The organism is Aliirhizobium sp. YIM B11859 (assembly GCF_057163345.1).
This window is the reverse complement of the sequence record NZ_JBXHAY010000007.1, coordinates 248,521-275,095: the sequence shown is the minus strand read 5'-3', so window position 1 is coordinate 275,095 and position 26,575 is coordinate 248,521. Positions and strand designations below refer to the sequence as shown.

At 61.0% G+C, this 26,575-nt stretch carries 12 protein-coding genes; 9 read left to right on the top strand and 3 right to left on the bottom strand.

Annotated elements, in window-relative coordinates; genetic code table 11:
- The first annotated feature begins 265 nt into the window (after positions 1-265).
- The 5 genes from AC2GXZ_RS24715 to AC2GXZ_RS24695 all read left to right on the top strand — a co-directional run bounded on the left by AC2GXZ_RS24715 (position 266) and on the right by AC2GXZ_RS24695 (position 6,723).
- Positions 266-1,699, top strand: coding sequence for a M20 family metallopeptidase (locus AC2GXZ_RS24715; protein ID WP_483761869.1), 1,434 nt, complete (start codon positions 266-268; stop codon positions 1,697-1,699).
- 138 nt (positions 1,700-1,837) lie between these two features.
- On the top strand, positions 1,838-3,193 hold the full coding sequence (locus tag AC2GXZ_RS24710; protein WP_483761868.1) for an aspartate aminotransferase family protein: 1,356 nt from the start codon (positions 1,838-1,840) through the stop codon (positions 3,191-3,193).
- A 77-nt stretch (positions 3,194-3,270) separates the two neighbouring features.
- A complete protein-coding gene (cls, locus tag AC2GXZ_RS24705; RefSeq protein ID WP_483761867.1) occupies positions 3,271-4,731 on the top strand; it encodes a cardiolipin synthase in 1,461 nt (486 codons plus the stop codon).
- 52 nt (positions 4,732-4,783) lie between these two features.
- Positions 4,784-5,605, top strand: coding sequence for an endonuclease/exonuclease/phosphatase family protein (locus AC2GXZ_RS24700; RefSeq protein ID WP_483761977.1), 822 nt, complete (start codon positions 4,784-4,786; stop codon positions 5,603-5,605).
- 131 nt (positions 5,606-5,736) lie between these two features.
- Complete coding sequence (locus AC2GXZ_RS24695) at positions 5,737-6,723, top strand: threonine ammonia-lyase (RefSeq protein ID WP_483761866.1); 987 nt, start codon at positions 5,737-5,739, stop codon at positions 6,721-6,723.
- A gap of 475 nt (positions 6,724-7,198) precedes the next feature.
- Here AC2GXZ_RS24695 and AC2GXZ_RS24690 read toward each other — a convergent pair whose 3' ends face one another.
- Positions 7,199-8,353 (bottom strand): M20 aminoacylase family protein, encoded by a 1,155-nt coding sequence (locus AC2GXZ_RS24690; RefSeq protein WP_483761865.1) that lies wholly within the window; start codon positions 8,351-8,353, stop codon positions 7,199-7,201.
- A gap of 359 nt (positions 8,354-8,712) precedes the next feature.
- Between AC2GXZ_RS24690 and AC2GXZ_RS24685 the strand changes: the two genes are divergently transcribed.
- Complete coding sequence (locus AC2GXZ_RS24685; protein WP_483761864.1) at positions 8,713-17,187, top strand: glycoside hydrolase family 94 protein; 8,475 nt, start codon at positions 8,713-8,715, stop codon at positions 17,185-17,187.
- Positions 17,188-17,829: 642 nt separating this feature from the next.
- On the opposite strand, the gene AC2GXZ_RS24680 is transcribed toward AC2GXZ_RS24685, so the two are convergent.
- On the bottom strand, positions 17,830-19,617 hold the full coding sequence (locus tag AC2GXZ_RS24680) for a glucan ABC transporter ATP-binding protein/ permease (RefSeq protein ID WP_483761863.1): 1,788 nt from the start codon (positions 19,615-19,617) through the stop codon (positions 17,830-17,832).
- 273 nt (positions 19,618-19,890) lie between these two features.
- Between AC2GXZ_RS24680 and AC2GXZ_RS24675 the strand changes: the two genes are divergently transcribed.
- Positions 19,891-20,631 carry a LuxR family transcriptional regulator gene (locus AC2GXZ_RS24675; protein ID WP_483761862.1) on the top strand — a complete coding sequence of 247 codons (741 nt, stop codon included), beginning with the start codon at positions 19,891-19,893 and terminating at the stop codon, positions 20,629-20,631.
- 118 nt (positions 20,632-20,749) lie between these two features.
- Positions 20,750-24,208 carry a pyruvate carboxylase gene (gene pyc / locus AC2GXZ_RS24670; protein ID WP_483761861.1) on the top strand — a complete coding sequence of 1,153 codons (3,459 nt, stop codon included), beginning with the start codon at positions 20,750-20,752 and terminating at the stop codon, positions 24,206-24,208.
- A 22-nt stretch (positions 24,209-24,230) separates the two neighbouring features.
- Here pyc and AC2GXZ_RS24665 read toward each other — a convergent pair whose 3' ends face one another.
- On the bottom strand, positions 24,231-25,154 hold the full coding sequence (locus AC2GXZ_RS24665) for a DMT family transporter (RefSeq protein ID WP_483761860.1): 924 nt from the start codon (positions 25,152-25,154) through the stop codon (positions 24,231-24,233).
- Between the two features lie 204 nt (positions 25,155-25,358).
- On the opposite strand from AC2GXZ_RS24665, the gene AC2GXZ_RS24660 reads away from it, so the two are divergent.
- Positions 25,359-26,552 carry an MFS transporter gene (locus AC2GXZ_RS24660; protein WP_483761859.1) on the top strand — a complete coding sequence of 398 codons (1,194 nt, stop codon included), beginning with the start codon at positions 25,359-25,361 and terminating at the stop codon, positions 26,550-26,552.
- Positions 26,553-26,575 lie beyond the last annotated feature (23 nt).

Genomic DNA, 26,575 nt, shown 5'->3' with positions numbered 1-26,575 from the left:
GTCATACCCGGCCCTTCCTCATTCACTCCATATTTGTTTTACGGTCAAGCAGTTCGCGCCTAGCGTGTCCGCATTCCCGTGGCGCGCGAGAATAGCGATTCTCGATCGGTTGTCGAGACGGTAAGATTCACCCGTCGATCACAAGTGGGGCAATCCTGCCCAATTGGTGTGCGTCGCCTTAATTCGTTGCAATTTTCATTGCGCTCGCCCGTGAAAGGAATAGGAATTCGACCCGTCTCCATCAATTATTCAAGGCACGTGTTTCATGAGTTCAGGCAATTCCAACCTTCCCCTCGTCTGGGACCTGGTCGATCGCAAGGGCGAGGTCTTCATCGAGCTTTCGGACCGGGTGTGGGAGACGCCCGAGACCTGTTACATGGAAACGCAGTCGGCGGCAGCGCATCGCGAGATGCTGGAGGCCCAGGGGTTCCGCATCACCGATGCCGTTGCCGGCATTCCGACAGCGGTCATGGGCGAGGCCGGTGAAGGCGGGCCGGTAATTGCCGTTCTCGGCGAATATGATGCGCTTGCTGGCCTCAGCCAGAAGGCAGGCGCCACCCGGCATGACCCGTTGATGGCGGGTGCCAACGGTCACGGCTGCGGCCACAACCTGCTTGGTTCCGCATCGCTGCTTGCCGCCACCGCGCTGAAGGACTGGCTGGAAGAAACCGGCATGCCGGGTCGTGTTCGCTATTATGGCTGCCCGGCGGAAGAGGGTGGTGCCGCCAAAGCCTTCATGGTGCGCGATGGTGCGTTTTCCGACGTCGATATCGCCATCAGCTGGCATCCGAGCAATTTTGCAGGCGTGCAGCGCGAGACCTCGCTTGCCAATTGCCGCGTCGATTTCACCTTTACCGGACGTTCCGCCCATGCCGCTGCCGTGCCGGAACTCGGGCGCAGCGCGCTCGATGCCGTCGAGCTGATGAGTGTCGGTGTCAATTATATGCGCGAGCATATGCCGTCCGATTGCCGCATCCACTATGCCATTCTCGATGCCGGCGGGATTTCGCCGAACGTCGTGCAGGCACATGCCAAGGTGCGCTACGTCATTCGCGCGCCGGAATTGCCGGGGCTTTTCGCGCTGATCGAGCGGGTGAAGAAGGTGGCCGAGGGTGCGGCTTTGATGACCGAAACCACGGTTGAAAGCACCACGCTTGCCGGTGTCTCGAACCTTGTCGTCAACACGCCGCTGATGGATGTCATGCAGGATATCTGGGACAGCATGGGTGCGCCGGCCTTCGATGCCGCCGATGTCGCCTTTGCCGAAGAGATCCGCGCCACGCTGTCGCCGGACGATATTGCCGCCAGCTGGGCGCAGGAACGACTGGAACCGCGCGACGTGCCGCTCGCCGATTTCGTGCTGCCGGCGCATACTGAATTGCGCCAGATGGGCGGGTCCACCGATGTCGGCGATGTCAGCTGGGTGGTGCCGACCGTACAGGCTTATGGTGCGACGCTTGCGATCGGCACGCAGTTGCACACCTGGCAGGTGGTGGCGCAGGGCCAGAGCCCGCTTGCGCACAAGGGCATGCTGTCTGTCGCCAAGGCGATGGCGGCAACCGGTCTTGCGGCATTCGAGAGCGAACAGCTGCGTGAGGCCGCATGGGCTGATCTGAAGCGCCGCCGCAAGGGGCAGGACTACAAGAGCCCGATCCCGGCCTCCGCAGAGCCGCCGATCGCGGCGATGACGACGAAATAATCCTACCAGAAAAATTGATGGCGCCTGTCAATTATTTTCACCGACTGGCGCCGTCCAACTCTGTTTTTGGCACTGTGCAACCTTCGCAATTCCTCCTATGAAATCTCCATTCGCTTTTACTGCGAGAGGAGATTTGCAGTGACCATCCAGCCCAATTCCATCGAAGCCCGCGACAAGGCCTATCATCTGCACTCCTACACCAATGCCCGCGCGCTGGAGCGCGACGGGGCGCTGGTGATCGAGCGCGGCGAAGGCATCTATGTCTATGACAATGCCGGCAAGCAATATATCGAGGGCATGGCGGGCCTGTGGAGCGTCGGCGTCGGCTTCGGCGAAAGCCGGCTGGTCGAGGCTGCGGCCAAGCAGATGGCGAAGCTTCCCTATTACCACACGTTCACCGCCCGCACCCACAGCCCCTCGGTCGAGCTTGCCGAAAAGCTGATCCAGATGGCGCCGGTGCCGATGTCGAAGGCCTATTTCACCAATTCGGGATCGGAAGCCAACGATACGGCGATGAAGATCGTCTGGTACCGGTCGAACGCGCTCGGCAAGCCGGACAAGAAAAAGATCATCTCGCGCATCAAGGGATATCATGGCGTGACGATCGCCTCGGCGAGCCTCACCGGCCTGCCGAACAACCATCGTTCGTTCGACCTGCCGCTGGCGCGGGTGCTGCATACAAGCTGCCCGCATTACCGGGTGTTCAAGACGGAAGGCGAAACGGAAGCGCAGTTCGTCGAGCGTTGTGCCAGGGACCTCGAAGACCTGATCCTGAAGGAAGGTCCCGATACTGTCGGCGCCTTTATCGGCGAGCCGGTGATGGGTGCGGGCGGCGTGATCGTGCCGCCGGCCGGTTACTGGGAGGCGATCCAGAAGGTTTTGAAGAAATACGACGTGCTGTTCATTGCCGACGAGGTGATCTGCGGTTTCGGCCGTACCGGCGAAATGTTCGGCACGACGACGTTCAATCTGCAGCCCGACATGATCACCCTGTCGAAGCAGATTTCCTCGTCCTACCAGCCGATTTCGGCGCTTCTGATCAACGAAAACGTCTACCAGCCGCTGGCGGATGAATCGGCGAAGATCGGTACGTTCGGTCATGGCGTGACGGCTGCCGGCCATCCGGTCGCAGCCGCCGTGGCGCTGGAAAACATCGCCATCATCGAAGAGCGCGATCTGGTCGGCAATGTCCGGGCGCAGAGCCCGAAATTCATCGGACGACTGAAGACGATCGGTGAAAACCCGCTGGTCGTCGAGACGCGCGGTCTCGGCCTCATCGGCGCCTTCGAGCTTGCGCCGCGAGAGGGTGTTGCAGCGGGCCAGCTCGGTCCCAAGCTTGCGGCGCTGTTGACGGAAGAAGGTGTGATCAGCCGGGCGATCGGCGACAGCATCGCGTTTTGCCCGCCGATGATCATCACCGGCGAACAGATCGACACGATGTTCGACAAGGTCGAGGCTGGGCTGGAAAAATTTGCCGCGCAGCTGACGGCGTAAACCGTATGCGCGGGTCTCTCGCTCAAGTCCGCTGAGGCACGATTGCCTAGTGTCATGGCGTCCCTATATTGGACGCCATGATCGCACTCATAGACGCCTACTGGCCACACATCCTGTTCATCATCTCGATTGTGGCCGGGGCGTCTGCCGCCATCCATGCGACGATGACCAAGGAGGAAGTGCGCTCGGCGGTCGGCTGGGTCGGTGTCGTCATCCTGTCGCCGATCGTCGGTGCAGCACTTTACATGATCGCCGGCGTCAACCGCATCCGCCGCACCGTCATCGGCGACCGGCGCTCGATGCTGGCCGGTGCCGAGCGGGCCGAACTCGCCTCCTATGACGCTACCGACGATCAGGTGATCGCCGATTTCGGTTATCGTTTCCGGGCGATGAAGACGCTCGGCGACCGCGTCACCCGCCATCACCTGACGACCGGCAACGGCATTACCGCCTATGACAATGGCGACGATGCCTATGGCGCGATGCTGGACGCGATCGGCACGGCGCAGCGTTCCCTGCTGCTCGAGACCTATATTTTCGACCGCGACCGGATCGGCCGGCGGTTCATCGACGCCCTGAGTGCTGCCGCCAAACGCGGCGTCGAGGTGCGGGTGCTGATCGATGCGGTCGGCGCCCGTTATTCGGTGCCGAGCGTGCTCGGCATGCTGCAGGAGGGCGGCGTTACCGTCGACGTGTTCAACGGCAATGTCATTTCCGGCCTGCGCCTGCCCTATGCGAACCTTCGCACCCACCGCAAGATCATGGTGATCGACGGAGCGATCGCCTTTACCGGCGGCATGAATATCCGCGAGGCTTTTTCGAAGGAATTCAGCGGTGACGACTGCGCCTTCGACACGCATTTCAGGGTCACGGGGCCGGTGGTTGCCGATCTTCTGGCGGTCTCGGCGGCCGACTGGCAGTTTTCAACCGGCGAGCGGCTGGAGAGCGAGGCGTGGAAAGTGCCCGCACCCGATGCGGATGCCGGTTCTCCGGTGATCGTCAGGGCCGTTTCGTCCGGTCCCGACCGCAGCGTTGAGACGAACCACAAGATGCTGATGGGGGCGTTTTCCGTCGCCCGGTCGTCGATCAGGATCGCCTCTCCCTATTTCCTGCCCGACCGCGAGCTGATCACGGCGCTGATCACGGCAGCAAGGCGCGGCGTCGAGGTCGATATCGTCGTGCCGAGCGCCAACAACCTGAAGCTTGTCGATCTCGCCATGACGGCGCAGTTCGACCAGATGCTGAAGAATTATTGCCGCATCTGGCGGGCGTCCGGCGCCTTCAACCATTCCAAGTTGATGGCGATCGACGGATGCTGGTCCTATGTCGGGTCATCCAATATCGATCCGCGCTCGCTGCGGCTGAATTTCGAGGTCGATATGGAAGTTCTCGACCGTTCGTTTGCGCGAGCGCTGGAACGAAGGATCGATCTTTCCATTTCCTCTGCAGAGGAGGTGACGCTGCATGGGCTCAGGTCCAGGCCGTTTGCCAAACGGTTTCTTGAACGGGTTCTGTGGCTGGCGTCACCCTATCTTTAGACTTGCGGCGTCCGATGGCGCCGGTCCAAACGATTTTTAAGAATGAACCATGATGCATGAAAAGCGCGCCAATCTTCCCGCCAGCATCCTTGCCTCGATCCGAGCCCGCAAGACGCGGGGTGTAGGCGTTCATTCCCCGCATGATCCGTCCGCCGGCATTCTCGTTGCCTCCTACAATGTCCACAAATGCGTCGGGGTGGATGGCAGGTTTGATCCGGGGCGGATCGCCCAGGTGATCCGCGAGATCGGTGCCGACATCATCGCCCTGCAGGAGGCGGATACCCGGTTCGGCGAGCGGCGCGGTCTGCTCGATCTCGCCTGGATGGAAAGGGAGACGGGGCTTTGCCCGGTGCCTGTCTCGGGTGTTGCCAAGGCGCATGGCTGGCACGGCAATGTGGTGTTCTTCCGTGAAGGCGCGGTGCGCGACGTGCATCAATTGAAGCTTCCAGGGCTTGAGCCGCGCGGTGCGCTGCTGACCGAGCTCGAGCTCAAGGATGGCGGCACGTTCCGGGTGATCGCGGCCCATCTCGGGCTGCTCAACCGGTCGCGGCATCAGCAGGCGCGGATGATCCTCGATATCCTGCGCGCTCGCGAAGAGCAGCCGACCGTGCTGATGGGCGACCTCAACGAATGGCGGCTCGGCGACCGGTCGTCGCTCAATACGCTTTCCACCGTGTTCGGCCTGCCGTCCGCGGTGCCGAGTTTTCCATCACGGCTGCCGGTTCTGGCGCTGGACCGGATCATGGCCAATCGTCCGGGCCTGATCGATCGGGTCGAGACCCATGATACGCCTTTGTCGCGGCTAGCTTCCGATCACCTGCCAATCAAGGCGGTGGTGCGGATCGGCGCCCTGGCGAACGGCGCGGCCGGCTGATGACGCTGCCTGTGAAGAGAGTTGCCGCTCTCTGGAATTGACAGGGTGACAAAGTTCCCGAAGCCGGCCGCTTTACCTGCCGCTGCACCGATAATAGGCTTTTCCCATCAACTCTCTGCTTTGGGATTTCCATGACCGATATTGCCATGATCGAAGCCGCCCGAGCCCGTCTCGACGGCCACGCCCGCGTCACGCCGCTTTTATCCTCTCCGTTTCTCGACGAGATCGCCGGGCGGAAAATCCTGGTGAAGCCGGAATGCCTGCAGCAGACGGGATCGTTCAAGTTCCGCGGCGCATGGTCAGCGATTTCGGCGCTTGAGCCGGATGTGCGGGCGCGGGGCGTGATCGCCTTTTCGTCGGGCAATCATGCGCAGGGCGTGGCGCTTGCGGCCCGGATGCACGGAATTCCCTCGGTCATCATCATGCCGGCGGATGCACCGGCGCTGAAGATCGCCAATACCCGCGCCTATGGCGCCGAAGTGGTGCTTTACGATCGGGTGACGGAAAGCCGCGACGAGATCGGCGCAAGGCTTTCCGCCGAGCGCAACCTGACGCTGATCAAGCCGTTCGACGAACCGCTGGTGATCGCAGGCCAAGGCACGAGCGGGCTCGAAATCGCCGAACAGGCTAAAGCACTCGGTATCGACAAGGCCGATGTTCTGGTGCCGGTCAGCGGCGGCGGGTTGCTTGCCGGTATCGCTCTGGCGTTGGAAGCCAGTGCGCCGGGCTTCCTTGCCCACCCCTGCGAGCCGGAAAACTTCGACGACATGACCCGCTCGCTCGTGTCGGGCAAGATCGAGCGCAATGCGGCGCTTTCGGGATCGCTTTGCGATGCGATCCTGTCGCCGCAGCCGGGCGACATCACCTTCCCGATCATCAAGCGGCTCTGCGGTGCCGGGCTTGTCGTCACCGAGGACGAGGCTCTGCGGGCGATGGCGCTTGCCTTCAGCCGGCTGAAGATCGTGGTCGAGCCCGGCGGTGCGGTGGCGCTTGCGGCGGCGCTTTTCCATGGCGAGGTGCAAGGGGCGCCCTTGGGGGAGACGGTGATCGCGGTCTGCTCCGGCGGCAATGTCGATGCCGACATCTTCCGGATGGCGCTGGAAAAATTTGCCGATTGAGGCGGCAAAAAGGCGCGGCTGGAACCGGAGGGCATAATAAACCGTTAACGCGACAATACAGGCATTAACGGAAAAGGATTTTCCAATCCTGTCGTTCTGCTTGGAACTTTATCTCTACCAAGTTGATAGGGATTAGGTAGCATTCAGACATCACCCGAAGAATGGTGAGCAAGATAAAACCGGAGGAAGATCATGCGACAGACTGTTCAGACACGATCGTTTTCCCATCGTCACTCGCCATTGGCCAGCTGGCAGTCCGCCACGCATCTGGCTATTGCGGTTGCCGCCTTTGTTTTCGTCGGCGCTATCACACTCGGGATTTTCTGAGTTTCCTAGGGGCGAGCCTGCTCCGCATGAATTCGTCATCCTCGGGTCTGTCCCGAGGATGCAACCACGTTTCGCAAGTTTCAACGTCGCAGAGATGCTCGGGACACGTCCGAGCATGACGACCGGCAACTTTGTCCCGGTTCGGCTTTTACCTCACCGGCAGATAGGTTTCCGCCAGTTCCACCCAGAGGCTGGTGCCGATCGGCAAGGCATCGTCGTTGAAGTCGAAGCGCGGGTGGTGCAGCGACGGGTCGTTATCCGTCTTGGCCGTGCCTAAGAAAAAATAGCTGCCCGGGCGTTCCTGCAGCATATAGGCGAAATCCTCGGCGCCCATCATCGGGCGTTCGATCTCGGCGAGATTTTCGGCGCCGACCACCTTTTTCGCCAGTTCCCGGACGAAATCCGTTTCTGCCGTGTGGTTGACGGTTGCCTCGTAACCGCGGCTGTAGTCGACCGTGACCGTCATGCCGTAACTTGCTGCTTGTCCTTCGGCGATGCCTCGGATGCGGGTTTCCAAGAGATCGCGGACCTTCGGGTCGAAGGAGCGGATGGTGATCGCCATCTCGGCCCGTTCGGGAATGACATTGCTGGCAATGCCGGCATTAAAGGCGCCGACGGTGACCACCGCCTGATCGAGCGGGTGGACGTTGCGCGAGACGACGGTCTGCAGCGCCATGATGATGCTGGCTCCGGCGACGATCGGGTCGGACGCCGCCTGCGGTTCGGCGCCGTGGCCGCCGCGTCCGTTGACGGTGATGCGGCACTCGTCGACGGCGGCCATGACCGGGCCGTCCTTCACAAAAACCTTGCCGAAAGGCATGCCGGGATCATTGTGCAGGCCGAAGACGGCATCGCAAGGGAAGCGGGTAAACAGGCCTTCGTCGATCATGATCTTGGCGCCGCCGAAGTTTTCCTCGGCCGGCTGGAAGATCAGGTGGATGGTGCCATCGAAATTTTTCCGTTCGGCGAGGATTTTGGCGGCGCCCAGCAGCATGGCGGTGTGTCCGTCATGGCCGCAGGCATGCATCACGCCCTTGTTCTTGCTGGCATAATCCGCGCCCGTCTCCTCGGTGATCGGCAGGGCGTCGATATCGGCGCGGATGCCGACCGAGCGGTTGCCGGTGCCGTGGTGCAGGGTGGCGACGATGCCGGTTTTCGCCAGGCCGCGGGTGACCTCGTAACCGTATTCCTCAAGCTTTTCCGCGATGAAGTCCGACGTGTTGAATTCCGACAGGCCGAGTTCCGGGTTTTCATGCAGATGGCGGCGGATCGCGACGACCTCGGCCATGACGTTCGAGGTCATGTCGTTTGAAAATCGGAGCGCCATCCTGAAGCCTTTCGGTGGTTTTGTCAGCGGAAGGCGATGGTATAGCAGCCGATTGCCGACCCGCCAATGACGACCTTTTGCCTCAAAAAATCAAACGTTTGAATCCGTTCAGCCTTTATTCAGGCTGCTGCATTTAATGGTTTACGCTGTGTCAATCCGATTTGCGGCTGGCGATAGTTGATGTGTTTCGTTTGCAATATTGAAGCCGGCCTCTATCTCCAAACGCGCGGATTGCTCCGGATCCGGCCGTCATTCCCCAAATGGCAGCCAGGTTTTCCGGCGTAGGCCGAGCAATTGGCCGACAAACCCCGAATTTTCTAGCCAGAAGCGTGTCCATGTCCCCTGATACTTCGAAGCCAGACTCCTCGCGCGAAAAAGACGTCAAGCAGGTCGATCATAATGATTCGATCCGCGCGACCTATTTCACGGTAGAAGATCTGAGAGACTGCGGCCTGCAGCTCGGTCGCGGTGAGATCAATACGCTTCCGGGCATCATGCCCTTCGAGTTCTTCCAGCAGCATTCGGATAACGAGAAGGAAATCCTTCGCGTCTACCGGGCAGCCGCACTCGATGTCGATGCGGGGGCCTCGATCACGCCGGCGGCCGAATGGCTGCTCGACAATTATTACATCGTCGAGGAAGCGATCCAGGAAGTCCGCCGCGACTTCCCGAAAAAGTTCTTCAAGCAGCTGCCGAAGCGCGTCGTCGACGGGCAGAAGATCCCGCGCGTCCTTGCTCTTGCCTGGCTTTATGTCGCCCACACCCATTCAGGCGTGAACCGCGAGACGCTGGCCGCCATGGTCGAGGGTTTCCAGGAAAACGAACCGCTCGAAATCGGTGAACTCTGGGCGCTGCCGTCGTTCATCCGTTTCGTGCTGATCGAAAATCTCCGCCGGATCGCCACCCGCGTCGACCGCTCGCGCAACATGCGCAAGGCGGCAAACGACACTGCCGACGAGATCATCCGGTTGAACGACGAAACCGAAGGCATGAAGGTGCTTTCCGGCGTCGAGAATTTTGCGCGCGACAATACGTTTGCGGCGCAGTTCCTCTACCGGCTGCGCAATGCCTCGCAGGCTTCGGGTTATGCGACGGCCTGGCTCGAGCAGCGCCTTGCCGCCGCCGGCACCGATGTCGAGACGGTCACCCAGTCGGAACAGAGCCGTCTTTCGTCGGGCAACGTGACGATGGGCAATATCATCAAGAGCCTGCGTCTGATCATCGATACCGAATGGAGCGTCTGGTTCGAGGACGTTTCGCAGATCGACAAGCTGTTCCGTGAACATACCGATTACGAAGCGCTCGATTTCGGCTCGCGCAACACCTATCGCAACCGGATCGAAAAGCTGGCGCGCCTTTCCAAGCGCAGCGAGGCGGAAGTCACCCAGGCGGCGATCAAGCTTTCGACCGAGGCTGCGGCCAAGGATCCCGATGTGCGCGAGACCAATGTCGGCGCCTTCATCGTCGGGCGTCACCGCAAGGAGCTGGAGGCTGCCGTCGGTTACAGGCCGCCGATCGTGCAGCGGGCGGTGCGTGCCTATCGCAAGCTGAACTGGCTTGCGATTGCAGCACCGGTCATCCTGCTTACCGTGCTCGCCATGGCGATTGCCGGTTATTTCCTCGTGCAGGCGGCGATCCCGCTCGCCGTGGTCTTCCTGCTTCTTTTGATGCTGGCGCTGCCGGCGTCGGAAGGGGCGACCGGCCTGTTCAACACGGTTGCCACCTATTTCACCAAACCGGCACGTCTGACCGGCTACGAATTCAAGGAGGGTATTCCGGAAGAGGCAAAGACGCTGGTCGTCGTGCCCTGCCTGATTTCCAACCGCGACACGGTGGATGAGCTCGTCCGCAATCTCGAGGTCCATTATCTCGCCAACCCGAAGGGCGAGGTGTATTTCTCGCTGCTGTCGGACTGGCGCGATGCCAAGACCGAGCAGGACGAGGCCGATCTCGAAATTCTCGATTATGCCAAGCGCGAGGTCGCGGCCCTCAACGCCCGTTACAAGGGTGAATCCGTCAATGCCATCGAGGGCGATCGCTTCTACCTGCTGCATCGCCGCCGGCTCTACAATCCGAACGAAGGTGTTTGGATGGGCTGGGAGCGCAAGCGCGGCAAGCTGCACGAGCTGAACCTGCTTCTGCGCGGCGACCGCGACACGACCTATCTGCAGGGCGCCAACATGGTGCCGGCGAATGTCCAGTATGTGATGACGCTCGATGCCGATACCCGCCTCATCCGTGATGCAGCGACCAAACTCGTCGGCAAGATGCACCATCCGATCAACCGCCCGGTTCTTGATCCTGCGACCAATCAGGTGATCCGGGGTTACGGCCTGATGCAGCCGCGTGTCACCCCGTCACTCACGACCGGCACGGAAGCCTCGGTTTTCCAGCGCGTCTTCTCGGTCGGCCGCGGTCTCGACCCTTATGTCTTTGCCGTTTCCGACGTCTATCAGGATCTGACCGCCGAAGGTTCGTTTACCGGCAAGGGCCTTTATCACGTCGATGCCTTCGAGGCGTCGCTGAAGGGCCGGATCGAGGAAAACGCGGTTCTGTCCCATGACCTTCTCGAAGGATCCTTCGCGCGCTGCGCGCTGGTCACCGATGTCGAGCTGGTCGAGGATTACCCGACCCGTTACGAAGTCGAAGTGTCGCGCCAGCATCGCTGGGCGCGTGGCGACTGGCAGCTCCTGCCCTACATTCTCGATGCCAAGCGGGGTGTGACTGCGCTCGGCCGCTGGAAGATGCTCGACAACCTGCGCCGGTCGCTGACCCCGATCGCCTGGTTCTTCGCTTCGGTTCTCGGCTGGTATTCGATGGACCCGCTCGGTGCGCTGATCTGGCAGATCCTGCTGATCTTCTCGCTGTTCGTCGCTCCGACGATCTCGTTGCTCACCAATCTCCTGCCGCGGTCCAGCGACAATGTCGCCAAGGCGCATTTCTATTCCGTCTGGTCGGATGTGCGCTCAACCAATGCGCAAGTGGCGCTCCGGATCGTGTTCATTGCCGATTCCGCCTGCATCATGACGGATGCGATCACGCGTTCGCTTTATCGCCTGTTCGTTTCCCGCAAGCTGATGCTGGAATGGAAGACCGCTGCCTCGATCCAGTCGAGCGCGCAGGGCAGCCCGACCGATTATTACCGCGCCATGTGGCATGCGCCGGCCATCGCCGTACTCAGCATCCTTCTGGCCGCCATTCCGGGCGATAATGCCTTCCTCGTTGGCATTCCGTTTGCGATCCTGTGGATCTTCTCGCCGCTGGTTGCCTGGTATGTCAGCCAGTCGGCCGAGACGGAAGACAAGCTGTTCGTGCCGGAAAACGTTGCGGTCGAGCTGCGCAAGATCGCCCGCCGCACCTGGCGTTATTTCGAAATGTTCGTCACGCCGGAACATAGCTACCTGCCGCCGGACAACTATCAGGAAAAGCCCAATCCGTCCGTCGCCAAGCGGACCTCGCCGACCAATATCGGCGTCTATCTTCTGTCGACGATTTCGGCGCGCCATTTCGGCTGGATCAGCTTTGCCGAAACGGTGGAGCGGCTGGAACAGACGCTGGCTACCGTCGAAAAGGCGGAAAAGTTCCGCGGCCACATGTTCAACTGGTATCACATCGACACGATGAAGCCGTTGATGCCGCGCTATGTCTCGTCGGTCGATAGCGGCAACTTTGCCGGCCATCTGATTGCGATTTCGTCGGCCTGCCGCATCTGGGCGGAAGCGCCATCGGCGCATTTGCAGGGCAATCTCGACGGTATCGGCGACGTTGCCGGCATTCTCGGCGAAACGCTGAAGGCACTGCCCGACGACCGCAAGACCGTGCGTCCGCTGCGCCGTCGTCTGGAAGAACGGATTATCGGCTTTGCCAATGCGTTGGCCGCCGTCAAGCGCGAGCATGAATTCGCCTCGATCCGGATCATCAACCTGTCGGTTCTTGCCCGCGATATCCAGAAGCTTTCGGCCAATCTCGACCACGAATTGCGGTCGGCGCAGAGCGAGGAAGTCACCAAATGGGCGGCGTCGCTGGTTGCCGTCTGCGAGGCGCATATCGCCGATACGACGCTCGACAATGCCAATGTCGAAGACCTGCGCGATCGTCTTGCCGTGCTGCGTGACAAGTCGCGCAAGATCTCGCTCGACATGAATTTCAAGTTCCTGTTCCGCAAGGATCGTCGCCTTCTGTCGATCGGCTACCGGGTGGAAAGCAACGAGGTCGACGAGGCCTGCTATGACCTTCTCGCCTCGGAAGCGCGCCTGACCAGCCTGTTCGGCATCGCCAAGGGCGACCTGCCCAACGAGCACTGGTACAAGCTCGGCCGCCATGTCGTGCCGATCGGTGCGCGTGGTGCGCTGGTTTCCTGGTCGGGCTCGATGTTCGAATATCTGATGCCGCCGCTCGTCATGCAGGAGCGTCAGGGCGGTATCCTCAACCAGACCAACAACCTGATCGTCAAGGAACAGATGAACCACGGCCGCCGTCTCGGCACGCCATGGGGCATTTCGGAAGCCGCGTTCAACGCGCTCGACCATCAGATGCATTACCAGTACACGAACTTTGGTGTGCCGACGCTTGGCCTGAAGCGTGGTCTCGGCCAGAATGCCGTCATTGCGCCTTACGCCTCGATCCTTGCCAGCCAGTATGATCCGATCGCGGCTGTCGAAAACCTTGCCGAACTGCGGTCTCTCGGTGCGCTCGGCATCTATGGTTTCCATGACGCCGTCGATTTCACCCCGACCCGCGTGCCGGAAGGCAAGCGCTGCGCCGTCGTCTACAACTATTATGCCCACCATCACGGCATGTCGGTTGCAGCCGTTGCCAACGTCGTCATGAACGGCCTGCTGCGCGAACTCTTCCATGCCGATCCGCTGATCGAGGCGGCCGAGCTGCTGCTGCAGGAAAAGGCACCGCGCGACATTCCTGTCATGAGCGCCAAGCACGAGGAAAAGCCGGGTACCGGCGGCGGCGAGCTGCTGCGTCCGGAAATCCGCACGATCAACAACCCGGCGACCAAGGACCGCGAACTGGTTCTCCTGTCCAACAGCCATTATTCGCTGATGATGACGGCGACCGGTTCCGGTTATGCCCGCTGGAACGGCCTTTCGGTGTCCCGCTGGAAGCCCGATCCGACCGAAGACCGCTGGGGCCAGTTCATCTTCCTGCGCGACCCGGCAACAAACGACTGGTGGTCGACGACGACCGAACCGCGACGTGCGGAAGGCGAGCAGTCCAAGGTGGTGTTCGGCGACGACAAGGCCGAGTTCCACAAGACGGTCGGTGAGCTGACCAGCACCGTGGAAGTCATCGTCGGCACTGAACATGATGCCGAAGGCCGTCGCGTCACCCTGCTCAACATGGGCGACGAGGACCGCTTCATCGAAGTGACCTCCTATATGGAGCCGGTGCTTGCCGGTGACGAAGGCGATAACGGCCATCCGCTGTTCTCGCGCATGTTCATCAACACCGAGATCGGCAAGCGCGGCGACGTGATCCGCGCCTGGCGCAACAAGCGCGAACACAGCGATCCGGACGTCTTCGTGGCGCATCTTGCCGCCGACAATGCCGGTTCGTCGCGTCCGACCGAATATGAGACCGACCGCCGCAAGTTCCTCGGCCGCGGCCGTACGCTGTCTGAGGCTGCCGCCTTCGATCCGGGTGCGACGCTGTCGAACACGGACGGATTCACGCTCGATCCGGTTTTGTCGTTGCGCCGCACTGTTCGCGTTCCGGCCGGCAAGAAGGTCAGCGTGATCTTCTGGACGATCGCCGCTTCCAAGCGCGAGGACCTTGACAAGGCGGTGGAACATTACCGCCACGTCGAAACCTTCCAGAATGAGATGACCCAGGCCTGGACCCGCACCCAGATGCAGATGCGCCATCTCGGCGTCACCTCGCAGGATGCGGCGGCCTTCCAGCATCTCGCCCGTTATCTCGTCTATCCGGACATGCAGTTGCGCGCCGACCAGCAGACGCTGCAGTCGGGTTCGCAGCCGCAATCCGGCCTTTGGAAGTCGGCCGTCTCGGGCGACCTGCCGATCTTCACGCTCCGGATCAATGACGAGGCCGACCTGCCTGTCGCCAAGGAAGCGATCCTGGCGCAGCAATATCTGCGTTCGCGCGGTGTCGTCTCCGATCTCGTCATCTTCAACGAGCGGGCGGCCGAAGACACGCAGGACATGCAGCAGTCGATCGAGCAGATGGCGACCCGCATGGGTCAGGAAGGCGGGCGTACGCATGTGTTCACGCTGCGCCGTGACTTGCTCGAAGATGCCGGCTCCGACGGGCTGATCGCCGCTTCGCGCGTCGTTCTGCATGCCCGCAACGGCCAGATGGCCGACCAGCTGAACCGTACCAGCACGATCTTTGCGCCGTCGACGGAACAGCAGATTGAGGCCGATCGCCGTCCGTTGCTCAATGGCGAGATCTTTGCCCGATCCGAGGTTCAGGCCGAAGCTCCCGAAGGGCTCGATTTCTGGAACGGCATCGGCGGCTTCTCGGAAGAGGGCAACGAATATGTGGTTCACCTTGCCGGTGGCCAGTCGACGCCGCATCCGTGGATCAACGTCATCTCCAACGACAATTTCGGCTTCCACGTTTCGGCCGAAGGCTGCGGTTTCACCTGGGCGGAAAATTCCCGCGACTATCAGCTGACGCCATGGACCAACGATCTCGTCATCAACCGTCCGGGCGAAGGTTTCTATGTCACTGACGCCGAGACGGCCAAGGTCTACACGCCGTTCGCCGCGCTTTCGCGTCGTCCGGAGGTGATGTTTGAGGCCCGTCACGGTCTCGGCTACTCGGTCTTTTCGAGCGAGGAAGATGGTCTTGCGCTGGAAGTGACGCAGACGGTCGATCGTGTCCGTCATGCCAAGTTCTCGCGCATCAAGCTGAAGAATTCCGGTTCTTCCGCCCGCAAGCTGAAGCTTTACGGTTATGTCGAGTGGCTGCTCGGCTCCAACCCGCAGCGCACCGTGCCCTTCATCCTGCCGAAGCGGGACGAGGCGACCGGTTCGCTGATCGCCACCAACCCGTTCAGCATCAACTTTGCCCGCCATGCCTTCCTCGGCATGAGCGAGATGCCGTCGGGCTTCACCGTCAGCCGTCGCGAATTCATCGGCCGGTTCGGTTCGGTGCAGATGCCGGCAGCGGTGATGGCCGGTTCTGCTCTCAGCGGTTCGCTCGATCTCGATGGCGATCCGTGTGCGGCACTTGCCTATGATATCGAGCTTGCCGCGGGTGAGGAAACGGAAGTCACCTTCTTCATCGGTGATGCGAAGACGCAGGAAGAGGCATCGGCACTTGCGGTCGAGCTGAAGACTGTCGATTTCGACAGGGCGCTTGCGGAAAATCGCGCCTTCTGGAGCGAGTTTACCGGTCGGGTGAAAATCTCGACGCCGGACAAGGCGCTCAACAACATGGTCAACCACTGGCTGCCCTATCAGGCACTCGGCTGCCGCATCATGGCCCGTTCCGCCTTCTACCAGGCATCCGGTGCCTTCGGCTTCCGCGACCAGTTGCAGGATACGCTGGCCTTCCTGGTTCAGGAACCGTCGCTTGCCCGCCGCCAAATCATCAATGCCGCCTCGCGTCAGTTCAAGGAAGGCGACGTGATGCATTGGTGGCTGCCGCATAACGGCTCGGGCGTGCGCACGACGATCTCCGACGACGTGGTCTGGCTCGCCTATGGCATCAACCAATATGTGTCGGTGACCGGCGACGAAACGCTGCTTGAGGAAAAGCTGCCGTTCCTGTCTGGCCCGATCCTCGAAAAGACCAAGCACGACGCCTTCATCCAGCCGGAAGTGACCGACGAGATCGGTACGCTTTACGAACATGCGGCGCGTGCGCTCGATCTTGCGATCGACCGGACCGGCGACATGGGCCTGCCGTTGATGCTCGGCGGCGACTGGAACGACGGCATGAACCGCGTCGGCGTCAACGGCCGCGGCATGAGCGTATGGCTCGGCTGGTTCCTGGCGGCAGCACTTCGCGACTTCATTCCCTACGCCGAAGAGCGCAAGGACAAGAAGCGTGCGGATCGCTGGCGCAAACATATCGAGACGCTGAAGGAAGCGCTCGAAACGGACGGCTGGGACGGCACCTATTATCGCCGCGGTTATTTCGACGACGGCTCGCCGCTCGGTTCTGCCAAGAGTGACGAATGCCGCATCGATTCCCTTGGCCAGTCGTGGAGCGTGCTCTCTGACTACGGCCGGATGGACCGTCGCGACCAGGCGATGGATGCGGTGATGAGCCAGCTGGTGGACGAGGAGACAGGCATCATCCGCCTGTTCACCCCGCCATTCGAAAAGACCCGCCGCGATCCGGGCTATATCAAGTCCTATCCGCCGGGCGTGCGCGAAAACGGCGGCCAGTATACCCATGCGTCGATCTGGGTAGTTCTGGCACTGGCGAAGATGAAGCGCAGCGACGATGCGTGGAAATGCTTCCAGCTCATCAACCCGATCAACCACTCGCTCGACCGCGATGCGGCCGACAAGTACCGGGTCGAACCCTATGTGGTGGCCGCCGACATCTATGGTGCCGGCGACTATCAGGGCCGCGGCGGCTGGACCTGGTATACGGGTTCTGCCGGCTGGCTTTATCGCGCGGCGATCGAGGGCATTCTGGGCATCAAGCGCAACGGCACGCATCTCACCGTCGATCCGTCGCTGCCGACCGGCTGGGACGGGTTCGAAGCCGAGATCACGATCGAGGGCACGGCCCACAAGATCAAGGTCGAGGCCGGCACGGTAACGGTGGATGGCAAGGCTGCGGCCAAGGACAATGATTTTCTGTTGTCGTCCAAATAAGGCTTAAACGCCAAACGATCATCCGACATGGCATCGCCCCGGAAACCAGAACGGTTTTCGGGGCGATGCTTTTCTACGTCGGCATGATTGTCGTCTCCCTTGAAAAGGACAGCACGATCGTCCGCGACGGGCGATCCCGTCACGGCCGTTTCCGAAGGGGAGGCGGGCAGTGTGATAATGGGTGGTGTGGGTGTCAGGCATTCTGCCCGCCCGATCGTTCGGCGTTCCGAAGGTCTGGCGGAGGATGTGGACCCCGCTTTCCCTTCCGGTGGAGGATTTGCCCTGACGGCTGGTCCTCCACGCCTTACAACCATCACCGTGCGCCGGATCTTCTTCCGTAGGTGTCCGGTTCGCGACCCGGCCCCCTGCTCGATGACGGGATCAGGTTACGCCGGGTTGCTGGGGGCGGGGATGAAGGAGGATGGAGTTTTTAGGCAAGGTGTTGATTGGGAGAGGTGTTTTGTGCGGCGTGGGGTGATTTTATCCCCGTCATCAGTGCTGTTTCGCGGGCAATCGTCCTGTCGGCGTCATCCTCGGCCTTGTGCCGGCCATAACGGCGGAGGGAATGTCGCCCGACTTGAAAAGAAAAAGGCCTGAAGCTGTTCAAGCTGCAGGCCTCTGCCTATCGGTGATAACGCAAGGTCACGCCGGGCTCGGCGAAGCTTCCGGCTTCTTGCCCTTCTTCGCAGCATCGTCGTCTTCGCTGTCATCGAGCAGACCGCTGGTCCTGAGCAATGAAGCGAAGCGGCCACCGAGATGGCTGAGTTCGTCATAGCTGCCCATTTCGGCGATGCGACCGGCCTCGAGGAAAATCACCTGGTTGGCATCGCGTACGGTCGACAGGCGGTGAGCGATGATGAACGTCGTGCGGTCCTGGCGCAGCTTGTCGATCGCCACCTTCACCCGTGCCTCGGTTTCGACGTCGAGCGCGCTTGTCGCCTCGTCGAGAACCAGGATCGGGGCGTTCTTCAATATGGCGCGGGCGATGGCGATACGCTGGCGCTCGCCGCCCGAGAGCCGGTTGCCACGTTCGCCGACCGGCGTTTCGTAACCATTGAGGCGGGTTTCGATGAATTCGGTGGCCGCGGCCGCCTGTGCCGCCTTGATGATGTCGTCGTCGGTGGCACCTTCGCGGCCGAGGCCGATATTTTCGCTGATCGAGCGGTTCAAGAGACCGGCATCCTGGAAAACGGTGGCGATCTGCTGGCGCAGCGATTTGCGCGTGACGGTCGAGATATCGATGCCGTCGATCAGGATCTGGCCCTTTTGCGGATCGTAGACCCGCTGCAGCAGATTGATCAGCGTCGTCTTGCCGGCACCTGTCGGGCCGACGATCGCAACCGTCTCGCCAGCCTTGGCGATGAACGAAATGTCGTGCACGCCCTGTTTGGTGTTGGCAAAGCCGAAGGAGACGTTGCGGAATTCGACCTCGCCGCTCGCGTCGCGCAATTCGCCGGCATCGGCAGGTTCGGTGCGGTCGTCGACGGAATCCTCGAGGATGAAGAAATCCTCGAGCTTGGCACGTGCCTCGAAGATCTGCGTGGCGAACTGGCGCAGCAGATCGAGGCGGGAAATCAGAAGGTTGGCGAAACCGATGAAGGCAACGACATCGCCAACGCGGATTTCGCCGCGCTGCACGAGCATGGTGCCGATGACGAGGATGACGCCCATCGAGACCGTCGAGGCGGTGCGGTTGAGACCGCCCGCCAGAGCCCACCAGTCGAGAACCGGGTATTGAGCCTCAAGCAGGTCCTTCGTGTAGGATTTCAGTGCCTGGGTCTCGGCCTCGATGCGGTTATAACTATGCAGCACGGAGACGTTGCTGATCGAATCGCTGACATGCGAGAAGACCTGGTGATAGTGGCTCTCAACCGATGCCTGGCCTTCCTTGGTGCGTTTCATCACCGCAACGCCGATCACCCAGTAGAAGATGCTGAGCAGAAGAAGCACGATGCTGAGGCGCCAGTCCATGGAAATGGCCGTCGGTATCAGCAGCAATAACGCGACACCGGTTGCCAGATGGGTACGCATGAACTCGAGCCAGAGGCCGAACAGGCTCTCCGAGGCGCGCAGCAATGTATGCAGTGCATTCGACGTGCCGCGCTGGTGATGCCAGGAGAGCGGCATCGAGATGATGCGGCCGAATGCCTCCGTCAGCAACGAGGCTCTGCGTCCGTGGGCAAGCCGATCCGCCTCACGCGCAACAAGAACGTAAGCTATGGTGTTGAAAACGCCGAAGCCAGCCCATAGCATCAGGACGTGGGTCACTGCCCCACCTGACGATATCGCATCGATGATCCAGCCGAACAGGATCGGCTCCGCGATTGTGATGACGGCCAGAACGACGTTGGCAACGACAATGGCGGCCACCCGCCACTTGTTTTTGGCAAGGTATCCGAGTGCCCGTGCGTAAACTTGAAATAGTGTCAAACCGCTCAACCTCTTCCGTCATCATCACCCTTATCTGGGTAGATGAGCTTTATGGACAATAGAGGGCGATTCCAAGCCTTTATACCGGCGTCGATTGTGCCATGATGGTGGCTGGTGTAGAAAGTCATCGATGCACGTATTCGTAGTTAATTGCGTTAGGACATTGCTAGATTTGGCTGTTCCGTTTCAATGAATGCTAACCGCCGGTGTTAATAATGCAGGCGATTGCGAAATGAAAAATTTAAGCTAGCCGACTCAGGCTCGGGGGCAGTGTTGAATATTACCTTGATTGTCGAGTTCCTGGTGTTGCTTCAAGAAGCGAAAACCCCGGAACAGGCGGCCGCCAGGTTGGAAAGCCTCGTCAGCTCCTATAATTTTGATTTTTATGCGGTGGTCATCCAGCCATTGCCGCAGCTGAACCTGCAACGATCGGTGCTTTCCGCACGCTGGCCGGAAGGTTGGACCGAGGTCTATTCGCAGCGAAAATATTCGCTGATCGACCCGACCTTGCGATGGCTTCGCACGGCGCAGCGCCCGTTCCGCTGGAAGGATGCGCTGCTGACCCTGAAGGCCGACCCGCATCGCCAGCGGATGAAACGCATGACGCAGGAAGCGGCGCGGCACGGGCTTCACGATGGTTATCTGTTTCCCATCCATGGCCGCACCGGTCTGCTCGGAAGCCTTGCGGTCGGCGGCCAGCCGGTCGATCTGTCGCCGGCCGAACTGAATGTGTTCGATGCTGCCGCCAAGGCCGTGTTCTGGAAGCTTCTCGAACTTGGTCATCTGGCCGAGGTGTTCGAGAACCCGGCGACGGTCGATATCCAGCTAACGCGGCGCGAGATGGAGGTGACGCTTCTGCTCGCCAACGGGTTGACCTCCAACGAGATCGCCAAGCAGCTGGATATTTCCAGCCACACGGTCGACTGGTACATCAATGGCTTGCACGAAAAACTCGGTGCCAGCAACCGTCAGCATCTGATCGCTCTCGCATTCAGGCTGGCGCTGATTTCCTGATTTCTTTTCCGGGTGCGGCCATATCCCTCCGCATTCGCCGAACTTTATACTTGCGTAATTTCAGGGATATTGATCTCTTTGCAGCGCAATATTTTGACAGTGGGCCGGGGAGGCTGTGTTGCCGATATCGAAAATTCTCGTTGCCAACCGATCCGAAATCGCGATCCGCGTTTTCCGCGCCGCCAATGAGCTGGGGATCAAGACGGTCGCCATCTGGGCCGAGGAAGACAAGCTCTCGCTGCATCGTTTCAAGGCCGACGAAAGTTATCAGGTCGGGCGCGGGCCGCATCTGAAAAAGGATCTCGGGCCGATCGAAAGCTACCTGTCGATCCCGGAAGTGATCCGGGTCGCCAAGCTTTCCGGCGCCGATGCCATCCATCCCGGTTATGGCCTGTTGTCCGAGAGCCCAGAATTCGTCGATGCCTGCGATGAGGCCGGTATCATCTTCATCGGCCCACGGCCCGACACGATGCGCCAGCTCGGCAACAAGGTGGCTGCCCGCAATCTGGCGATCTCCGTCGATGTGCCGGTGGTGCCAGCAACCGGGCCGCTTCCCGAAGACATGACGGAAGTGGCGCGATTGGCCGAGGAGATCGGTTATCCGGTGATGCTCAAGGCCTCCTGGGGCGGCGGCGGCCGCGGCATGCGCGCCATCCGTGATCCGAAGGATCTCGCCCGCGAGGTGGTCGAGGCCAAGCGCGAGGCGATGGCCGCGTTCGGCAAGGACGAGGTCTATTTTGAAAAGCTGGTCGAGCGGGCCCGTCACGTCGAAAGTCAGGTTCTGGGCGATACGCACGGCAATGTCGTGCATCTGTTCGAGCGTGACTGCTCGATCCAGCGGCGCAACCAGAAGGTCGTCGAGCGGGCGCCGGCGCCTTATCTCTCAGAAGCGCAGCGGGCCGAGCTTGCCAATTATTCGCTGAAGATCGCCAAGGCGACGAATTATATCGGCGCCGGCACAGTTGAATATCTGATGGATGCCGATACCGGCAAATTCTACTTCATCGAGGTCAATCCGCGCATCCAGGTCGAGCATACGGTGACCGAGGTCGTTACCGGCATCGATATCGTCAAGGCGCAGATCCACATTCTCGAAGGGTTCGCGATCGGCACGCCGGGTTCGGGTGTGCCCGCGCAGGAGAATATCCGCCTCAACGGCCATGCCCTGCAGTGCCGCATCACGACGGAAGATCCGGAGCACAATTTCATTCCTGACTATGGCCGCATTACCGCCTATCGTTCGGCTGCCGGTTTCGGCATCCGTCTCGATGGCGGCACGGCCTATACGGGTGCGATCATCACCCGTTATTACGATCCGCTGCTGGTCAAGGTGACGGCTTCCGGTTCAACGCCTCAGGAAGCGATCAGCCGCATGGACCGGGCGCTGCGTGAATTCCGTATCCGCGGGGTGGCCACCAACCTTACCTTCCTCGAAGCGATCATCGGGCATCAGAAATTCCGCGACAACACCTATACGACGCGGTTCATCGACACGACGCCGGAACTGTTCGAGCAGGTGAAGCGTGCCGACCGCGCGACCAAGCTGCTCACCTATCTCGCCGACGTGACGGTCAACGGCCATCCCGAAACCAAGGGCCGGCCGGTGCCGTCGGACAAGGTGGCGAAGCCGGTCCTGCCGTTCATCGAGGGCGCAATCCCGGCCGGCACCAAGCAGAAGCTCGACGAGCTCGGCCCGACAAAATTTGCCGAATGGATGCGTGGCGAAAGCCGGGCGCTGATCACCGACACGACGATGCGCGACGGGCATCAATCGCTGCTTGCCACCCGCATGCGCACCCATGACATTGCGCGGGTTGCCGGCGTTTATGCCCGGGCGCTGCCAAACCTGTTTTCGCTGGAATGCTGGGGTGGCGCGACATTCGACGTCTCGATGCGCTTCCTCACCGAGGACCCGTGGGAGCGGCTGGCGCTGATCCGCGAGGCGGCACCGAACATCCTGCTGCAGATGCTTTTGCGCGGGGCGAACGGCGTCGGCTATAAGAATTATCCCGACAATGTGGTCAAATATTTCGTCGCCCAGGCCGCCAAGGGCGGCATCGATGTGTTCCGCGTGTTCGACTGCCTCAACTGGGTCGACAACATGCGCGTGTCGATGGATGCGGTGAACGAAGAGGGCAAGCTCTGCGAGGCGGCGATCTGCTATACGGGCGATCTCGGCAATGCGGCGCGGCCGAAATACGACCTCAAATATTATGTCGGCCTGGCGCAGGAACTGGAAAAGGCCGGCGCCCATATCATTGCGCTGAAGGACATGGCGGGCCTGCTGAAGCCGGCTGCGGCACGGGTGCTGTTCAAGGCGCTGCGCGAAGAAACCTCGCTGCCAATCCATTTCCACACGCATGACACGTCGGGCATTTCGGCAGCCACCGTGCTTGCGGCGGTCGATGCCGGTGTCGATGTGGTCGATGCTGCGATGGATGCGTTTTCCGGCAACACGTCGCAGCCCTGCCTCGGCTCGATCGTCGAAGCACTTGCCGGTTCCGAGCGGGATAGCGGTCTCGATCCGGAATGGATCAGAAAAATCTCGTTCTACTGGGAGGCGGTGCGCAACCAGTATGCAGCCTTCGAAAGCGACCTCAAGGGACCGGCGTCGGAAGTCTATCTGCATGAAATGCCGGGCGGCCAGTTCACCAACCTGAAGGAACAGGCGCGATCTCTGGGGCTCGATACCAAGTGGCACAAGGTGGCGCAGACCTATGCCGACGTGAACCAGATGTTCGGCGATATCGTCAAGGTGACGCCTTCCTCCAAGGTGGTCGGCGACATGGCGCTGATGATGGTCAGCCAGGACCTGACCGTCGAGGATGTCGAGAACCCGGACAAGGATATCGCCTTCCCGGATTCCGTCGTGTCGATGCTCAAGGGCGATCTCGGCCAGCCTCCGGGCGGATGGCCGGAAGCCATCCAGAAAAAGGCGTTGAAGGGCGACAAGCCTTATACGGCGGTTCCCGGTTCGCTTCTCGCTCCGGCCGATCTTTCCAAGGAGCGCAAGGATATCGAGGAGAAGATCGGTCGCAAGGTCGATGACTTCGAGTTCGCCTCGTATCTGATGTATCCGAAAGTGTTCACCGATTTCGCTTTGGCGTCCGAGACCTATGGTCCGGTGTCCGTGTTGCCGACACCCACCTATTTTTATGGGCTGGCCGATGGCGAGGAAATGTTTGCCGATATCGAACGCGGCAAGACGCTGGTCATCGTCAACCAGGCGATGAGTGCCGCGGATGCGCAGGGCATGGTGACGGTGTTCTTCGAACTGAACGGACAGCCGCGCCGCATCAAGGTGCCGGATCGCAACCGGGCGGCATCGAGTGCCGTGCGCCGCAAGGCAGAAACCGGCAATGCCGCGCATCTCGGCGCGCCGATGCCGGGCGTGATCTCGACCGTCGCGGTGGCGTCCGGCCAATCGGTCAAGGCCGGCGACGTGCTGCTGTCGATCGAGGCGATGAAGATGGAAACGGCGCTGCATGCCGAAAAGGACGGCGTGATCGCCGAAGTTCTGGTGAAGGCCGGCGACCAGATCGACGCCAAGGATCTGCTGATCGTCTACGGCAGCTGATCGTGATTTACGACGGGCGTCTTCAGGCGCCCGTCACGTCTTCTTTCGAGGCATTTTCCGGCCGGGCGAGGCGGTAGCGCCTTGCCGCCAGCCTTTCGGTCGAGACGATCAGCAGGCCGGCACAGAAGATCAAGCCAGCGCCGAGCGCCACATTGCTTGCCGGAATATCCTGCCAGATGACATAGCCGAGCAGGAAGGCCCAGATCAGCGACGAATATTCGAAGGGTGCAAGAACCGAGACCGGGGCGCGGCGCATGGCCTCGAACAGGCTTGCCTGGGCGCCACCGCCCAGCATGCCGACAAGGATGAGCAGGGCGGCGCTTTTCAAGGTCACCGGCTGCCAGTTCAGATAGGCCATGGTGCAGGTGAGCAGCACGAAGAAACCGTTGGTCAGGGCCATCTGCACCAGCGTCTTCTCATGCATCGCCGTCTTGCGCAGGAGCACGCTTGCACTGGCCCAGAGGATGGCGGCAAGAAGCGCCAGTCCGACCGGCAGCGAGATTGCCAGCCCGACCGGATTGCTGGCGACGATGACGCCGACGAAACCGAGGATGATCGCCGCCCAGCGCGCTGTCGGCACCTTTTCGCCGAGAAGCGGGATGGCGAGCAGGGTGGAGACGATCGGGGCTGCATAATAGATCGTCGTCAGTTCGGCGAGTTGCAGGGATTTCGCCGCGGTGTAATAGGCAAGCCAGGCAGTCAGCAGGAAAAGACTGCGGACGGCCATCGACCTGATAATCGGCGACGTGATCAACCGGCCGGCAAAGCCGCGCCCGCCGATCACCATGCAGGCGGCAAAAATGACGAGGCTGCGGAAGAAGAGGATCTGCCAGACGCTGACATCGGTGACGAGCAGCTTGATCACCGCATCATGCAGGGTGAACAGGAAATAGGATGCGCTGACGAAAAGGATGCCGCTGGCAGTGCTGGTTTTCAAGGGTGTCACGCCGGATCTTGGCGCCTCAGGACGATTGTTGGGCTCACGCTCTACGTGATTTCCGCACAATTGCAATCGGCTTCGTCATCGCCATGACATCGTTCATCCGCATTGGCTGAGATGAACAAGGCACATAAATCGTGACGGCGATGAAAGCAGCGCCAGATTGCAATCTAAATCGATTGAAATAAGTTGCGCCGATCTGGAGGATCCATGGATACCATCTCGTTGAACACGGCCACGAGGACAAGGCCGCCGATGCTGACCCGGGAGAGGGCAGGTGTCGCGCTGCTGTTTCTGATGAATGGCTTCCTGATCGGCGCCTGGGCGCCGAAGATCCCGGAATTCGCATCGCGTCTTGCCTTGAGCGAAAAATCGCTCGGCCTGATGATTCTCGTTTTCGGTCTCGGCTCGATCGTGCTGATGCCGATCGCGGGCAGCCAGATCGCCCGGTTCGGCTCCAACCGTGTATCGAAATTCACCGCCGTGCTTTTGACGCCGATGCTTTTGATCCTGTCGCTGACGGGCGAGATCTGGAGCGCTGCGATCGCGATCTTCTTCTTCGGCGGTCTGTTCGGGGCAATGGACGTGGCGATGAACGCCAATGCGGTCGCCACCGAAAAACACATGCGCCGGGCGATCATGTCGTCCTGCCACGCCTTCTGGAGCCTTGGCGGGCTTCTCGGTTCCTCCACCGGCGGTTTCCTGATGCAGTGGCTCGGGGTTATGCCGCATGTTCTGGTCGTCACGCTGCTTGCGGCGGTGATGTTGGCCGTTGCCTGGCCGATCGTGCTGCATGATGCGCCGCATCCGGACGAACACAAGGATGGCGCCAAAAGCCGGCTGCCGATGTCGCCTCTGCCCTGGCTGATCGGCCTCGTCGCGCTGTTCTGCATGATACCGGAGGGCGCAATCCTCGACTGGGGCGCGCTTTATATGCGCAACGAGCTTGGCGCCTCGGTTGCGCTGTCCGGTTTCGCCTTTGCCGGGTTTTCCTTCACCATGGCGGTGATGCGGTTTGCCGGAGACCTGATCCGCGACCGGCTGGGTGCCGTCATGACGCTCAGAATCTGCGGGGCGATTGCGATCTGCGGTCTGGCGATCATCGGGTCGGCGCCGAATACCACGGTTGCCATTGCCGGCTTCGCGCTGGCCGGGATCGGCATTTCCAATATGGTGCCGATCGTGTTTTCGGCGGCCGGCAATCTGCCGGGCATGGCCGCCGGTGTCGGGTTGTCTGTGGTCACGACGATGGGTTACTCCGGCATTCTGGTGGCGCCGTCGGTGATCGGCTTTATTGCCGAACATACGGGACTTGGGCGGATATTCCTTGCGTTGTCGGGTTTTCTCGTCGTCGTGCTTCTGGTCTCGAAGCTTGCCCGGCATGCGGATGGTGCGCACCATTGAGGGGAATCGATTGTTGGTGACGG

Coding starts and splice junctions, on each gene's coding strand:
- AC2GXZ_RS24690 (WP_483761865.1), bottom strand. CDS start 8,353: ATGACCTCGAACGTCATGGCCGAGGTCGTCGCGATCCGCCGCCATCTG.
- cls (WP_483761867.1), top strand. CDS start 3,271: ATGATCGCACTCATAGACGCCTACTGGCCACACATCCTGTTCATCATC.
- AC2GXZ_RS24685 (WP_483761864.1), top strand. CDS start 8,713: ATGTCCCCTGATACTTCGAAGCCAGACTCCTCGCGCGAAAAAGACGTC.
- AC2GXZ_RS24715 (WP_483761869.1), top strand. CDS start 266: ATGAGTTCAGGCAATTCCAACCTTCCCCTCGTCTGGGACCTGGTCGAT.
- AC2GXZ_RS24700 (WP_483761977.1), top strand. CDS start 4,784: ATGCATGAAAAGCGCGCCAATCTTCCCGCCAGCATCCTTGCCTCGATC.
- AC2GXZ_RS24695 (WP_483761866.1), top strand. CDS start 5,737: ATGACCGATATTGCCATGATCGAAGCCGCCCGAGCCCGTCTCGACGGC.
- AC2GXZ_RS24660 (WP_483761859.1), top strand. CDS start 25,359: ATGGATACCATCTCGTTGAACACGGCCACGAGGACAAGGCCGCCGATG.